We start from the raw sequence: 14,003 nt of genomic DNA on the forward strand, positions 1-14,003 counted from the left end.
CTTTGGCCGGCGCTGAGACCGAGGGAGCCGCAGCTCAACGCTGGTCAGCGAGACAGCATTTCTTGTATTTCTTGCCGCTGCCGCACGGGCATGGGTCGTTGCGCCCGACATGGCGCAAGGGATTCCTCACGGGTTCGGTGTGGCTCCACAATGTATCGAGATCGTCGCCAAAGGGGGCATCCAGATCGTCGAAGGTCTCGTTGTAGCCGTAGTCGGTCCCTTCCATTTCCTGGACCGCATCCTTGATATAGCCGAGGCCAACTTCCTCGAATCGTGCGATTTCCTCGGGTCGCTGCTCGGCATCGACGAGCATTTCGTCGAACTCGCGGCGTTCTGTCATCCAATCGGGTATACGCCCGTCATCGAAAGCGCGATACGCCAAGGGCGCCAGCTCGCGCAACCCCAGGAGGGCAATTGCCTGCTGCCACGCGTACCAGGCATGGTTCTCGTCATCCGCCAGGTTTTGCTCGTGGAATGCTTTGAGCAGGCGCTGCATGCGCTCCCGCCCGATCATCCCATTCCATGTGAGGAAGGTGGCCGCGGCGAGAACCTGCTCGCGCGCAAATTGATCGACGGACTGATCCACGACCAGACTCAACAAGGTGTCGACATCCCCGTCAAAGACACCCGCGACAATGCGCGCCATGCTTTCGGTCAGGCAGTCACCCAACAGGTCATCAAGTTCGCTTTCGGGTCTGCGCAGCAGTCGCAGCAGGTCGCGGCAAACATCCGTGTCACGAGCTCCACCGAGGATGTAGACACCTCGGAACAGCAGCCTGGCCTCATCGTCGGACAGTTCCTCGCCGTTCCCTGCCCGGGCGACGATGGCGCGCAGCGCGGGGGCCGCTTCTTCCATTCTGATCAGGCACATTCCGACTGCGGCCGCAGGCAATTGTTTCTCGGTCGCGACGGCCTCAAGATAGTCTTCGATCGGCCCCAAATCGCCCCGCTCGAAGATAGCTTCTACTTCTTCCTTCTTCATGGGACCTCGATCTTTGCCGGCAGATGAACGGTCACGACAGAACAACTACCCGATCACCGCTTACCCTCATCCTCTCCCAGAGACAGCATAGGAGCTATTCGCTGGACGGCAATACGCTTGCTTGCGGGCCGCGCCGCCCTCGCCCTAATCTTTGCCTACCGCGTCCAACGAGGCGCGGACAAGACATAACGATATAGGGAAGAGACGGCCCATGGCTCAGGAGAGCACCGCGCGCAAAACTGTGCGCCCTGCCGAGACCGGAACGTTCGATGCCGTGGTGATCGGCGCTGGGTTCGCCGGCATGTACATGCTGCATCGGCTGCGCGGACTCGGCTTCACCGCGCGGGTCTATGAGGCCGGCGGCGGCGTCGGCGGCACCTGGTACTGGAATCGCTATCCCGGCGCGCGTTGCGACGTCGAGAGCCTGCAATATTCGTTCTCGTTCTCCGAGGAACTCGATCAGGACTGGAGCTGGTCGGAGAAATATTCTCCGCAGCCCGAAATTCTCGCTTACGCCAATCACGTCGCCGATCGCTTCGATCTGCGCAGCCAGATCGTGTTCGACACCCGCGTCACCGCGGCGACCTTCGACGAGCAGGCAGGCACCTGGCTGATCGAGACCGACCGCGGCGACAGGGTTACCGCAAAGTTCTGCATCATGGCGGTCGGCTGCCTGTCGGCGCCGAACCGGCCGGCTTTCCCGGGCATGGCGGATTTCCGCGGGCCGATCTATCACACCGGCGAATGGCCGCATGAGGGTGTCGACTTCAGCGGCCTGCGCGTCGGCGTGATCGGCACCGGCTCGTCGGCGATCCAGTCGATCCCGATCATCGCGCAGCAGGCCTCCGAGCTCACGGTGTTTCAGCGCACCGCGACCTGGTCGGTGCCGGCGTGGAACGAGCGGCTGTCGGCGGAATATCTGAGGGAAGCGAAGGCGCATTATCCGGAGCTGCGCGCCAAGGCCCGTGCGCGCCCGACCGGCTTCTATTTCCAGTTCAACGCCCAGCCCGCCTTGCAGGCGAGCGAGCGGGAGCGCGAGCAGCAATACGAAGAAGCGTGGCAGCGCGGCGGCCTGCCCTTCCTCGGCGCGTTCGGCGATCTCCTGTTCGAGAAGGCCGCCAACGACACCATCGCCGATTTCGCGCGCGAGAAGATCCGCGGCATCGTCAAGGATCCCGCCACCGCCGAATTGCTGTGCCCGCGAAACGTGTTCGGCTGCAAGCGGCTCTGCGTCGATACCAATTATTTCGAGACCTACAATCTGCCGCATGTGAAGCTGGTCGACGTGTCGACGACGCCGATCGATCGCTTCACGACGGAAGGCATTGTCGTCGACGGCACCGAATACAAGTTCGACGCGATCGTCTCCGCCACCGGCTTTGCCGCCATGACCGGCTCGTTCGACAAGATCGCGATCACCGGCCGCGGCGGGCAGACGCTGGCCGAGAAATGGCGGGCGGGCCCGCGTGCCTATCTCGGCCTTGCCTCCGAGGGCTTTCCGAACCTGTTCATGATCACCGGGCCCGGCAGCCCGTCGGTGCTCGCCAGCATGATCCAGGCGATCGAGCAGCATGTCGATTGGCTGGCGGATTGCATCAGTCATATGCGCGACATCGGCGCCGGCACGATCGAGGCGGTCCGCGACGACGAGGACGCCTGGGTCACCCATGTCAACGACGTATCAACGGTTTCGCTGCGCTCGACCTGCAGTTCCTGGTATGTCGGCGCCAACATCCCGGGCCGTCCCCGCGTGTTCATGCCCTATATCGGCGGCTTCCCGATCTATGTGCAGAAGTGCAATGAGGTGATGAACTCGGGTTACGACGGCTTCGTGCTGCAGGGTGGGCGCAACGGCAATGCACCGCCGCAGGTGCGCTTCACCGAGCGCTGGCAGGTACCGCTCGACATCGAGGTGATCTCGCCGGCCGCGGTCGCCGCGAAGCGGGTTCCCGTGGTCTGAGTGCCGGCGGTATCCCCGCCGGGATTGCGCATGATAGTGTCGCGCCGGTCCGCGCTTGGCATCGCGGAGCGCACGGGGGACGATGGCCGACACGGCATTGCAGGGACTGGTCGAGCGGATCGGCGCGGATCACGTCGTGCGCCGGCTTGGGATCGAGGCCGCGCATGAGAAGCAGGTGTTCGGCCAGGGCACGCTGCTGTTCAACGTCGAGAACTGGAAACTGGCGCCGCGGATCATCGAGACCGCGCTCAAGGTGACCGGCCTGCACGGCCGCGCGCGGCGTAATGCCGATAGGGTCGAAGTGCGGCACAATCTGGTGACGTCGGCGCGCCTGCCGGCGGCCTTCGACGGCTTCGCCATGCTTCAGCTCAGCGATCTCCACGCCGACATCAGCCAACGCGCGATGCGGCATCTGATGGACATCGTGAGCGATATCGCCTGCGATATCTGCGTTCTCACGGGCGACTACCGCGGCAAGACGTATGGGCCGTTTGAAACGAGCCTCGCGTTGATGCGGGATCTGTGCGCGCGGATCAAGCTGCCGCTCTACGGCATCCTCGGCAATCATGACAGCATCCGCATGACGCCGGCGCTGGAGGCGATGGGCATCAGGATGCTGTTCAATGAGCAGGAGTCGATCACGCGCGATGGCGCGACGATCCACCTCGCCGGGATCGACGACGCGCACTTCTACCGCACCGACGACATTGCAAGGGCTGCCACGGCGATCCCGCGCGATGCATTCTCGATCCTGCTGGCACATACGCCGGAATCCTACCGCGCGGCGGCGGCAGCCGGCTTCGACCTGATGCTGAGCGGCCATACCCATGGCGGCCAGCTCTGCCTGCCCGGCGGCATCGCGATCAAGCTCGAGGCGCGGCTGCCGCGCCGGATGGGCCGAGGCGTATGGCGGTTCGGTGAACTTGCCGGCTACACATCGGCCGGCGCCGGCACCAGCCTCGCGCCGGTGCGGCTGAACTGCCCGGCCGAGATCACGGTGCATACGCTGCGGCGGCTCGGTTGAGCATACTCCGCTCGTACGTCGCAGGCGCCCATTGCCAAAATATCGAAAACAACCCCATGCAAAGGAGTCGGCGGCTGCCCGGACGTCGCAAGGAAAGACGTGTGGCCGGTAGCCAGATGCAGTCGCCCTGCCGCAAGGACGGGAAGAGGGCGTAGCGGAGGTCTCAATTGCCCTTCTTCGCACTCGCGCTCTGCTCGTTCACCGTGCAGGTGATCAGCAGCGTGTAGCCGCGCGCATTCTTGGCAATCTCGGCGGTTTCCTTCTTCATCTCCTCGCGCCACTCGGCGGTCCGGTACGCCACCGCGCTGTTGTCGAGAAAGTCGCGCAGCGCGCCGGTCTTGATCGCGAAATTGATGTTCTCCGGGATGGTCCCCGTCGCCCGCGCCATCCTGACCGCGTCGAGCTTGGCAGCCACCACGCCGACCACCGCGCCGGTAAGGTCGAACAGCGGACCGCCGCTGTTGCCCGGCTGCACGGCGGCGCTGATCTGCAGATGACGGGTATCGTTGAGGATGCCACTCAGCGAAGAGACAATGCCCGTGGTGACCGTGAAATCGGATGTCAGCAATCTGTGATAGGGATAACCGATCGCCACTACGCCGTTGCCGACCAGGATGGGGTTTTGCCTGAGGCTGACGACATCCTTGAAAGGGGTCGGCGCCTGCAGCAACGCGAGATCATTGGTCTCGTCATCGGACACCAGGCGCAGCTTGACCGGCGCCTCGCCGCTCAGGTTGCCCGTGATCTCGCTGCAGCCGCCGACGACATGGTGATTGGTGACGACGTGGCCGCTGCTGCTGACCACAAAGCCGGTGCCGGTCCCCGATCTCGCCTGCTTCGCCGGCGCGGCGCGCTGGGTGCTGCAGCCTGCTGCGGCGGCGCCGCCGCAGGCTTTGTCGCGACCGCGAACTCGCCGGCATTGGAGACGCCGTTCTTCTTCACCGAGACGACGCAGTTGAGCAGAGCCGGCAACAGCTGCGCGGTCTGATTGAGGTTGAACTGAAACAATTGTCCCTGCGCGAATGCCGTCATCTGGCGCGCCTTGCGGAACTGGTTGATTAGACTGGAATTCACCGGCATCTCGACATTCACGAGCTGGGTGCCGAGCGGCATGCCGTAGACGTTGAACGCCGGCTGGCCGTCAAAGGTCAGCGCCAGCGGAAAGGCCTCGCCCGGCGTCAGACGCCAGCTGTCATGGGCAAAGCCGAGCCGCCAGCTGCCATTCTCGGCGATCGACACCATGAAGAAGATGCCGCTTTGATAGGTGGTGCCCGCCGAGCAATGGGTGAAGGCGCCATTCTTGTCGTTGGTGAAAGCGCCGCCCTTCCAGTTGCCGACCGTGATCGAGCCGTAGGGACCGCGGGCGCTCGACGGAGTTGCAGACGCAAACAGCCACGCGGCCGCAACGGCCGCCCAGATCGCAACTCTCATGACGCGCACTCCCCCCAGCCACAACCCATCATAGGAGGCGTCGAAATTCATCCGCAAGTGGTGCGCGGCTTGGTCTTTGGTCCTGCGGCCACGCAAGTCCGCCGCGGATGAGGCGATCGCCACGCCCTCAGGTTACAGAACCTATGTTCCTATTATGTTCCTATGTCAACCGAGGTACTGGCCGCATTTAAGCCCCGTGTCCCAAGTTGAATCTTGGAGTGTCTTAATTCCGATTAAGCGAACGAAAACCGTAACTTGGCCGATGTTCTCGGCAAGACTACTGAGTCGCACGCCAGATGTTCTGGCTTTTGCAATCCGCCAAGTGTTCTCGCTCCACAGGGCAGAAGTGTTACCGGGGTTCTCCGTGGGTGAACGGAGTTCCAGCCTCCGCTACCGTCCCCCTTAGCATTCCGATGGAATAAGCCCGCCATCGCAGGGGTTGGAAGCTGAGGGAGGTCGACCAAGCCATGGAAAGCGAAAGTGCGCCTTCAGGGCCGGGTGAAGCCGCGTGGGAAGCGTTGACATTCGATGAGCCCGTCATCGTCGCGCTTGCTATTTGGGCCGCGCTATTGGTGGCCCACGTCATCGCGGCGTCGGTGTATTGGCGGGAGCAGCGCAGCCCGGAATGGTTGGCCGTTCTTGCGATCTTGGCCTACTGGCCAATCCTGGTGTCGATCATAGGTCTCGGCCTTGTTCTAAAATATCTGATCCGACCGCTGATCGGACAAATAAAACTGTTCCGGCGAAGGTCCGATATCAAAGGCGTCGTTGAGTAACGCCGCCTCAGTTGGCGGCCTCTCCGTTTATGATCTCGATCCATCGGCGCAAGCTCGATTCAAATCGCTCGCGCACTTCTGCTTCCGAGTTAGCCGTCACGCCAAATGAGAGCGGCGCCTCCCTTCCTGTGGTTGCGATCCATCCTCCGCAAGCTCGCGGCTGAATCTCCGGCACAATCCCCGGCTTGGGGCTGAAACATAGGCAAATGCAGGCCCGGTCGAAGCGCCCTCTAATACGACACCATGACGTCGGAAGAGATGCGAGCGATGGCAGCACAGTGCGATGATGTGGCCGTGAAGCTACTCGCTCCCGAGCGCGCCATCGTCCGGAACGTCGCAGCCCAATCGCGTATGCTGGCACACCAATCCGAGATGCTACGTAGAGAGTGGCGATCAATCAGGCCTTCCAGCGAGACTGTTCCCCGTGACGCCCTCAAGGAAACGGCCCCAGCGCGTTGGAACGAACGCTGAAGCCGCCTTGCCGCGCCGCTGAGAATAAGGCGGCCCCGGCACGTAGCTAGCGCCGGGGCCAGAGGGATTGTCATTCCCATGAGAACTCGACCCTGCGCCCAATAGGTCTGTTCCCGCATTTGCATAGGAAAGTCAGCATGCGTTTCATCGCAGATGCGATGCGGCACTCAAGCAAACGGCCCCAGCACTCGGGCAAGGAGGCTGAGGCCGAGGAGCGCCCGTGGGGTAGGGAAAGATTATGGACACCCCCGCGTGAGCTAGAACCTCGATGGTACGGAAGGGCATTTGCATATGTGAATGAGTGTCCTGATTTCCCCAAGCGAATGTCCTAACTGGGACAGCATCTCAACCGGGGTGCTGTCCGCATTTAGGCCCCCGTGTCCCAAGTTGACTTTGGAAGTGTCCTGATTAGAAAACGGCCCCAGCGCCGGGAGAGCGCTAAGGCCAAGTTGACGTTTCCAATGAGCTACGGCAGTTCAGCCGATCAGAAGCCAGCCTAAGCTGATGATGAACGCGACGAGCGATATCCCCGCCAAGCCTATGAGGCTGAACTCGACGCCATCTAAATCGGTCCTGAACATAATGTTCAAAGCATTACACGTCGGATCGGCGGGCGCTTTAGCGTATGTCAGTCAGCGGCTGTGTCCAATTTCCAGATTCCACCGGGCATCAGATGTCCTAATTCCCCTGTACGAGTGCCCTAACCAGGACAGCACCTCAACCGGAGCATTGCCGCCAAGGCGGACGCTACTGCGGCTCCCCGACCGAGGAGCGCGCCGGCGGATTTGGATCGCTGAACCAGTACCAGGATGCGAGGGCATGGACGCCGACGCCGATCAGGAAGATGCCGGCGTAGAGCTCGACCGCATGATTCATCGCCAGCAGGCGGGGATGCGGCGCGGCACCCTGGCCCTGGTAGGTCCAGACCCAGTGCCCCACGGCGACGATGCCAACGCCGAGCGCGGCGATGGCTCGGCCGGCCGCATTCATCATCCTCACGCGATGGTCTCCCAACTCGCCCGGCCAGGCAAAAATACCGGGCGAAGCTGACGCGGACCTGACGTGGGACATCGAACGTAGCCCGGATGGAGCCAACGGGTCGCGCGAACGCGTGCCCGACGACAGGCTCCGCGAAATCCGGGACTTTCTATCCGCGCTGCTGAAGCCTGCCGGACTACGCTTTGCTTCATCCGGGCTTCTGTAACGGGCCTTGGTTAGTCAATCCCTTTTCGCGTCATCCACTCGCCGGGCACTTGCTTCTGTACGGGATCGGCGCGAAGGCCGTCGCCTGATGGGGTGCATTGAGGAGCCGGCCGGCCAATCTACGGATTGCGTGGTCGTGAGCCACTTCCCGGATGGCGGCCTGACCGGATCCATCGTCCCAGCGGAGGGACTTCGCTCGGGGAGAGCCTGGTGTCGTGGCCCGCCCGGAACCGATTGCTGCTCCTGGCTAGATGGCCTTGGTCATCGGGTTGAACGGTTTGGTGTCGGCGAGCATGCGATGCAGGATCACGGCGAGCTTGCGAGCCAGCGCTACCTTGGCCTTGCGCATGCCTGCGCGCCGGGCGATCCGCATCGCCCAGCTCTTCAATGCCGAGCAATTCTTGACCGGCTTGGTCAGCATGACGTGAGCTGCCTGGTAGAGTGCCTCGCGCACGGAGGCATCCCCGATCTTGCTGATGCGGCCGGTGTAGTCGGTCTCACCGGACTGGTACTTCTTCGGGGTGAGCCCAAAGTGGGCTCCCGTGGCCTTCGAGGAGCGGAAGCGCTTCGGGTCGTCGATCGCCGCGGCATAGGTGAGCGCCACGATCGGACCAACGGACGGCGTTGTCATCAGGAGCTTGGCGGATGGATGCGTCCTGGCGAGCTTCTGGGTGTGCTTGTCCAGGCTCTTGAACTCCCGCAGCAGCACCGCATGGGCTTGGAGCAGCGCCGCCGCGACCAACTCCAGTCCGGGATGGCCGGTCACGAGCTCGCGGATGCGTCCGGCGAACGTGCGCTCGGTGGTCGCACCGACCTTCAGGCCAAAACCGCGAAGTATGCCGCGCAGGCTGTTCTCGACATCGCGAAGCTTGGATTGCAGCAGCTTGCGCGCCGTCAGGATGGCGCGGGTCTCCTGCGCCGCGACCGACTTGCAGTGCACCGGCCGGAACCAGCCGAGCCGCATCAACTGCGCGATCCGGCGGGCATCGTTGCGGTCCGTCTTCACCGGCATCGACTTGAAGGCTTCGCGAACGTGCCGCGTTTCCAGCAGCTCGACCGCAAGCCCTGCGTCTCGCAGACCCGCATACAGCCATTGCGACAAGGGGCCTGCCTCCAGCCCGATCCGTTCCAGTACCAGACCCAGCGACCGGAACCAGGCGATCAGCGCCGCCGGCTCGCTCGCAACCTTCGTCTCGCGCAAAATCTTGCCTGTCCCATCGACAAGGCAAACGCTCGAGCATTCCAAAGACACGTCAATTCCTGCATAGTGGTACATGGTCGTCCCTTAATGATGCTTGGAGCGGGCTTGCCCGACTCCGTTGAACACCATCAGTTTGAGGGACGACCGCCTTCCAACCAACAGGCCGCTCGCGAGCGCGCTTCCAAATTGCGCCGTAGCGAGCGGGCGGCCGGCCCGTTACCCCATCTACGGACTTCTCTTCCCCTTCCCCCTGAAAGGGGGAAGGTCGGGATGGGGGTCAGCTACAGGCGACGCTGCAAGCGGAGAGAGCAGATCCCCACCCGCTTTGCTCTGCGAGCAAAGCGACTTCCCCTTTTCAAGGGGAGGTAAGAATGCATAGCCCGGATGGAGCCAACGGGTCGCGCGAACGCGCGCCCGATGACAGGCTCCGCGAAATCCGGGGATCGTGCCGCCGAGAGACCTTACCGGATTGCGCTTCGCTTCATTCGGGCTACGAAGCCACGAAATTAGAAGCCCGCTCGCCTCAGCCGTTCCTGAACGCGTAGGCGTAGCCGTTGAGCGCCGGTGCGCCGCCGAGATGGGCGTAGAGCACCTTCGATCCGGCCGGGAAATAGCCCTTCTGCACCAGATCGATCATGCCCTGCATCGACTTGCCCTCGTAGACGGGGTCGGTGATCATGCCTTCCAGCCGCGCGCTGAGCCGGATCGCCTCCTTGGTCTCCTCCGACGGCACGCCGTAGGCGGGATAGGCGTAGTCCTCGATCAGCACGACATCATCCTCGACGATGTCGCGGCCGAGCTCGACGAGCTTTGCGGTGTTCTGCGCGATCGACAGCACCTGCGCCTTGGTCTGCGCGGGCGTGAACGAACCGTCGATGCCGATCACGTTGCGCGCGCGCCCATCGGCGGCGAAGCCGACCAGCATGCCGGCATGGGTCGAGCCGGTCACCGTGCAGACGATGATGTAGTCGAACTTGACGCCGAGCTGGCGCTCCTGCGCGCGCACCTCCTCGGCGAACCCGACATAGCCGAGCCCGCCAAATTTGTGCACGGAGGCGCCGGCCGGAATCGCGTAGGGCTTGCCGCCCGCCGCCTTCACTTCCTCGATCGCCTGCTCCCAGCTCTTGCGGATACCGATGTCGAAGCCTTCGTCGACCAGCCGCACATCGGCGCCCATGACGCGCGAAAGCAGGATGTTGCCGACGCGATCATAGACCGCGTCCTCATGCGGCACCCAGCTTTCCTGCACCAGCCGGCACTTCATGCCGATCTTGGCCGCGACCGCCGCGACCATGCGGGTGTGATTCGACTGCACGCCGCCGATCGAGACCAGCGTGTCGGCATTGGAGGCGATCGCATCGGGGATGATGTATTCGAGCTTGCGCAGCTTGTTGCCGCCATAGGCGAGCCCGGAATTGCAATCCTCGCGCTTGGCATAGAGCTCGACCTTGCCGCCGAGATGCTTTGACAGCCGATCGAGCTTCTCGATGGCAGTCGGCCCGAATGTGAGTGGATAGCGCGCGAACTTCTCCAGCATGCTGGCATCCTCTTTGGTGGTCTGAAACGGCGGCCACAGCTATCACCCCTGGCGCGAAAGGTGCTCTCTAACTCAGCCCGCACAATTGCCGAAGATTGCCGGATCTGGCCCTGATGGTATATTTTCTCTCATGAAATCGACCAATAGTGAGAGATTCTTCCATGTCCGCCCGACTCGACCGCATCGACCTCAAGATGTTGAGATTGCTGCAAAAGAACGGCCGGCTCAGCAATGCCGAGCTGGCCGATCAGGTCGGCGTCAGCCCCGCCACCTGCCATCGCCGGACGCAAGCGCTGTTCGACGAGGGTTATCTCAGCGGCGTCCGCGCCATGGTGGCGCCGCGCAAGCTCGGCAAGGGCACGCTGGTGATGGTCGGCGTCGTGCTCGACCGCTCGACACCGGAAAGCTTTGCGAGCTTCGAGCAGGCGGTGGCGAAGCTCAAATGCGTGCTCGACTGCCACCTCGTCGCCGGCGATTTCGATTACTTCCTCAAGATCCGCGCCGGCGACGTCGACGACTTCAAGCGCATCCATGGCGACCAGCTGATCGCGCTGCCCGGCGTGCGGCAGACCCGCACCTTCTTCGTCATGAAGGAGGTGGTGGACAATGCGGCGCTGGAGTTTTGAACCTGACGTCATCCCGGCACGGGCCGGGCGCCGCGAGCCGCCAGATCGGCCGGCCTGCCCGAGAGAAGTAATCCCTTCATCCGACTTGATGGCCGGCGCAAACCGGCGCAGTCTCTCACTAAATCCCCGCGGGGGGCGGGGGTCGCGCGCGGATGCGCGGGGGACATCATCCGCGGATGACAATCATGAACGCCACGGCGATCCGACTGGTCATTCCGTTGCTGGCACTTGCCGCCGGCGGCACGGCGGCGCTCGTCTTCGGCATCCGCCAAACCCAGCAAATCCTGGGCGGGAGCACGCCTTTGACGGCGACAGCACCATCCGCGCCAGCGGCTCCGGCGCGAGACCAAAACAAGACCGCGCTGGCAAAGGCGCAAACCGAGACCGCGGCCTTGGCCGACGTGCTGGCGGGACCGGCGCCGGCACCAGGCGGCGACGCGGTGCCGGAGTTCGACGTCGTCAACATCGAGCCGACCGGCGAGACCGTTGTTGCCGGCCGGGCGCTACCGGGCACGACGGTGGAACTGCTGCGCAATGGCGAGGTGCACGATCGCGTCGTGGCGGACAAGTCCGGCCAGTTCGTCATGGTCCCGCGCCCGCTTCCGCCGGGAAACTATGACCTCACCCTGCGCATGACGCGCGACGGCAAGCAGGTGACCTCCAAGCAAAGCGTGGCGGTGGCGCTCGAGGCTGCGACGCGGGAGCGGCCGATGGTGGCGCTGATGACACCGGACAAACCGGTCCGCGTGCTGTCGCAACCTGCGGCCACGGCGCCGGCGGCTGGGAAAGTGGCCATCGAGGCCGTCGAGACCGAACCGGACGGCAAGCTCCATGTGAGCGGTCAGGCAGCTCCCGGCGCGACCGTCAGGCTCTATCTCAACGGCAGCTTGATCACGTCCGCGACGGCCGACGAGGCGGGGCACCTCTCGGTCACGATCAACAAGGGCGTGACGGCCGGCAACTATCAGGTGCGGCTTGACGACGTCGACCCCACTTCCGGCAAGGTCCGCGCGCGTGCCGAGGTGCCATTCAACGTTCCGGACACGATGACGACCGCATCGATCCCGGCATCGCCAACCTCGTCCGGCCGTGCGGATATCGCCAAACCACAGCTCGCCGCGGCGGCAACCGCCACCGCATCCGATGTGAAGTCCGCCTCCGCTGTGATCGTGCCGAAGATCACCACGACCACCGTCGCCCGCGGCGACAGCCTGTGGCGGATCAGCCAGCGCGCATTCGGCGCCGGACAGCGCTACGCCGTGATCTATCGGGCCAATTCGCAGCAGATCCGCAATCCCAATTTGATCTATCCCGGCCAGGTCTTCGTCGTGCCGGCAAAGTGAGACCGGCCTACCGCCAACGGTCACTTGCCGGGGGATTTCAGGAACGCCACGATCCTGGCGCGATCCTCCGCCGAGCGCACGCCGGTATACGGCTTCATGCCGTTGCCCGACACCACGGCCTCGGGATCTTCGATGAAGCGCAGCAGCGTGCTCTCATCCCAGACGATGTCGGATGATTTCATCGCCTCCGAATAAGGAAAGTTCGCAACCGATCCGGCCTTGCGGCCGACCACATTGTGCAGGTTCGGGCCAACGCGGTTGTCGCCGTCCTTGACCGTGTGGCAGGTGCGGCAGGAATTGTTGAACGCCTGCTCGCCGGACACGCCCGCATCCTGACCATGGGACGGCGATGACGCCAACGACATCAGCCCGCAAACGACGACGATGAATCCCGGCCGCATCGATCACTCCGTCGGCAATTGCGCCAGGCAAACAGGCGCGCGCAGCACCACGCCTCGGGTGCCATGCCGTCAACGCAGAGGCGGCGTGAAAGGTCCGCTCGCGGCAGGCCCCACATCTGGCGCAGATACGCACGCCGCACTAGATGTGCTGCCATGCCACACCCCGCCCTCGAGGATTTCGTCGCCGGCCACCAGCGCCTGTTTGTCCTGACCGGGGCCGGCTGCAGCACCAATTCCGGCATTCCTGACTATCGCGACAGCGACGGCAACTGGAAGCGGACCCGCCCGGTCACCATCCAGGCGTTCTTGGGCGAGGCGGCGACGCGGCAGCGCTACTGGGCGCGCAGCATGGTGGGCTGGCGACGGTTCGGCCGCGCCGCGCCGAACGGCGCGCATCGCGCGCTGGCCAAGCTCGAACAGCAGGGGCGCTGCGAGCTGCTGCTGACCCAGAATGTCGACCGCCTGCACCAGGCCGCCGGCAGCCGGCGGGTGATCGACCTGCACGGCCGATTAGACGTGGTGCGCTGCCTCGGCTGCGGCGCGACGATGCCGCGCGAACAATTCCAGCACGAGCTCGCGCAACGAAACCCCGCCTGGCTCACGCTCGATGCCGCCGACGCTCCCGACGGCGACGCCGATCTCGAGCAAGATTTTTCGTCGTTCGTGGTGCCGGCCTGCGAAGCCTGCGGCGGCGTGCTGAAACCCGATGTGGTGTTCTTCGGCGAGAACGTGCCGCGCGATACGGTCGCGTCGGCGCAGGCGCATCTCGAGCAGGCCGACGCCGTGCTGGTGGTCGGCTCCTCGCTGATGGTCTATTCCGGCTTTCGCTTCGTCCGGATGGCAGAGCAGCACGGCCTGCCGATTGCCGCCGTCAATCTCGGCCGCACCCGCGCCGACGAACTGCTCACCCTCAAAGTCGAGGATAGTTGCGAGAGCGCGCTGGCGTTCTTGCTGTAGGTCGCCTGTCTCTTCCCGTCATTGCGAGGAGCGATAGCGACGAAGCAATCCATCGAGCCGCCTATGCGGAAAAATGGATTGCTTCGCGGAG

The 14,003-nt window shown here is 63.9% G+C and carries 13 protein-coding genes; 6 read left to right on the forward strand and 7 right to left on the reverse strand.

What is annotated here, in order from left to right:
• Window positions 1-34: 34 nt before the first annotated feature.
• Complete coding sequence (locus ACVMB1_RS31795; RefSeq protein WP_076834851.1) at window positions 35-982, reverse strand: DUF1186 domain-containing protein; 948 nt, start codon at window positions 980-982, stop codon at window positions 35-37.
• 211 nt (window positions 983-1,193) lie between these two features.
• Here ACVMB1_RS31795 and ACVMB1_RS31800 point away from each other — a divergent pair, with 211 nt between their 5' ends.
• Together ACVMB1_RS31800 and ACVMB1_RS31805 are read left to right on the forward strand one after the other, a co-directional pair.
• Window positions 1,194-2,942 (forward strand): flavin-containing monooxygenase, encoded by a 1,749-nt coding sequence (locus ACVMB1_RS31800; RefSeq protein WP_076834849.1) that lies wholly within the window; start codon window positions 1,194-1,196, stop codon window positions 2,940-2,942.
• A gap of 82 nt (window positions 2,943-3,024) precedes the next feature.
• Complete coding sequence (locus ACVMB1_RS31805) at window positions 3,025-3,966, forward strand: metallophosphoesterase (protein WP_076827103.1); 942 nt, start codon at window positions 3,025-3,027, stop codon at window positions 3,964-3,966.
• A 163-nt stretch (window positions 3,967-4,129) separates the two neighbouring features.
• On the opposite strand, the gene ACVMB1_RS31810 is transcribed toward ACVMB1_RS31805, so the two are convergent.
• Entirely contained in the window at window positions 4,130-4,771 is a 642-nt protein-coding gene (locus ACVMB1_RS31810; protein WP_307720389.1) for a S1C family serine protease, read from the reverse strand.
• Window positions 4,696-5,397 carry a hypothetical protein gene (locus ACVMB1_RS31815; RefSeq protein WP_307720390.1) on the reverse strand — a complete coding sequence of 234 codons (702 nt, stop codon included), beginning with the start codon at window positions 5,395-5,397 and terminating at the stop codon, window positions 4,696-4,698. The genes ACVMB1_RS31810 and ACVMB1_RS31815 overlap by 76 nt, the downstream gene beginning before the upstream one ends.
• A 467-nt stretch (window positions 5,398-5,864) precedes the next feature.
• On the opposite strand from ACVMB1_RS31815, the gene ACVMB1_RS31820 reads away from it, so the two are divergent.
• The gene (locus ACVMB1_RS31820) at window positions 5,865-6,173 is read left to right on the forward strand and encodes a hypothetical protein (RefSeq protein ID WP_229193518.1); all 309 of its coding nucleotides are present in this window, start codon (window positions 5,865-5,867) and stop codon (window positions 6,171-6,173) included.
• Between the two features lie 1,218 nt (window positions 6,174-7,391).
• Here the strand turns inward: ACVMB1_RS31820 and ACVMB1_RS31825 are convergent.
• From ACVMB1_RS31825 to ACVMB1_RS31835, 3 genes are all read right to left on the reverse strand, one after another.
• Window positions 7,392-7,637 carry a hypothetical protein gene (locus tag ACVMB1_RS31825; protein WP_233475642.1) on the reverse strand — a complete coding sequence of 82 codons (246 nt, stop codon included), beginning with the start codon at window positions 7,635-7,637 and terminating at the stop codon, window positions 7,392-7,394.
• Between the two features lie 457 nt (window positions 7,638-8,094).
• Complete coding sequence (locus ACVMB1_RS31830; protein WP_057016162.1) at window positions 8,095-9,123, reverse strand: IS110 family RNA-guided transposase; 1,029 nt, start codon at window positions 9,121-9,123, stop codon at window positions 8,095-8,097.
• A 448-nt stretch (window positions 9,124-9,571) separates the two neighbouring features.
• Window positions 9,572-10,585, reverse strand: coding sequence for a 1-aminocyclopropane-1-carboxylate deaminase (locus tag ACVMB1_RS31835; protein WP_057021182.1), 1,014 nt, complete (start codon window positions 10,583-10,585; stop codon window positions 9,572-9,574).
• Between the two features lie 161 nt (window positions 10,586-10,746).
• Here ACVMB1_RS31835 and ACVMB1_RS31840 point away from each other — a divergent pair, with 161 nt between their 5' ends.
• Window positions 10,747-11,211: an Lrp/AsnC family transcriptional regulator gene (locus tag ACVMB1_RS31840; protein WP_057021181.1), complete on the forward strand. Its 465-nt coding sequence runs from the start codon at window positions 10,747-10,749 to the stop codon at window positions 11,209-11,211.
• Window positions 11,212-11,396: 185 nt separating this feature from the next.
• The gene (locus ACVMB1_RS31845; RefSeq protein ID WP_244559025.1) at window positions 11,397-12,554 is read left to right on the forward strand and encodes an Ig-like domain-containing protein; all 1,158 of its coding nucleotides are present in this window, start codon (window positions 11,397-11,399) and stop codon (window positions 12,552-12,554) included.
• Between the two features lie 20 nt (window positions 12,555-12,574).
• Here the strand turns inward: ACVMB1_RS31845 and ACVMB1_RS31850 are convergent, their stop codons facing one another.
• Window positions 12,575-12,955 (reverse strand): c-type cytochrome, encoded by a 381-nt coding sequence (locus tag ACVMB1_RS31850; RefSeq protein ID WP_246786683.1) that lies wholly within the window; start codon window positions 12,953-12,955, stop codon window positions 12,575-12,577.
• A 153-nt stretch (window positions 12,956-13,108) separates the two neighbouring features.
• Between ACVMB1_RS31850 and ACVMB1_RS31855 the strand changes: the two genes are divergently transcribed.
• Window positions 13,109-13,912, forward strand: a complete 804-nt coding sequence (locus ACVMB1_RS31855; RefSeq protein ID WP_076834846.1) for an NAD-dependent protein deacetylase — start codon at window positions 13,109-13,111, stop codon at window positions 13,910-13,912.
• Window positions 13,913-14,003 lie beyond the last annotated feature (91 nt).

This window comes from Bradyrhizobium sp. USDA 4504, assembly GCF_054063995.1.

Bases quoted from the DNA above. Each gene is read 5' to 3' on its own strand.
- ACVMB1_RS31795 (WP_076834851.1), bottom strand. From the start codon at position 982: ATGAAGAAGGAAGAAGTAGAAGCTATCTTCGAGCGGGGCGATTTGGGG.
- ACVMB1_RS31800 (WP_076834849.1), top strand. From the start codon at position 1,194: ATGGCTCAGGAGAGCACCGCGCGCAAAACTGTGCGCCCTGCCGAGACC.
- ACVMB1_RS31805 (WP_076827103.1), top strand. From the start codon at position 3,025: ATGGCCGACACGGCATTGCAGGGACTGGTCGAGCGGATCGGCGCGGAT.
- ACVMB1_RS31815 (WP_307720390.1), bottom strand. From the start codon at position 5,397: ATGAGAGTTGCGATCTGGGCGGCCGTTGCGGCCGCGTGGCTGTTTGCG.
- ACVMB1_RS31820 (WP_229193518.1), top strand. From the start codon at position 5,865: ATGGAAAGCGAAAGTGCGCCTTCAGGGCCGGGTGAAGCCGCGTGGGAA.
- ACVMB1_RS31825 (WP_233475642.1), bottom strand. From the start codon at position 7,637: ATGATGAATGCGGCCGGCCGAGCCATCGCCGCGCTCGGCGTTGGCATC.
- ACVMB1_RS31830 (WP_057016162.1), bottom strand. From the start codon at position 9,123: ATGTACCACTATGCAGGAATTGACGTGTCTTTGGAATGCTCGAGCGTT.
- ACVMB1_RS31835 (WP_057021182.1), bottom strand. From the start codon at position 10,585: ATGCTGGAGAAGTTCGCGCGCTATCCACTCACATTCGGGCCGACTGCC.
- ACVMB1_RS31840 (WP_057021181.1), top strand. From the start codon at position 10,747: ATGTCCGCCCGACTCGACCGCATCGACCTCAAGATGTTGAGATTGCTG.
- ACVMB1_RS31845 (WP_244559025.1), top strand. From the start codon at position 11,397: ATGAACGCCACGGCGATCCGACTGGTCATTCCGTTGCTGGCACTTGCC.
- ACVMB1_RS31850 (WP_246786683.1), bottom strand. From the start codon at position 12,955: ATGCGGCCGGGATTCATCGTCGTCGTTTGCGGGCTGATGTCGTTGGCG.
- ACVMB1_RS31855 (WP_076834846.1), top strand. From the start codon at position 13,109: ATGCCACACCCCGCCCTCGAGGATTTCGTCGCCGGCCACCAGCGCCTG.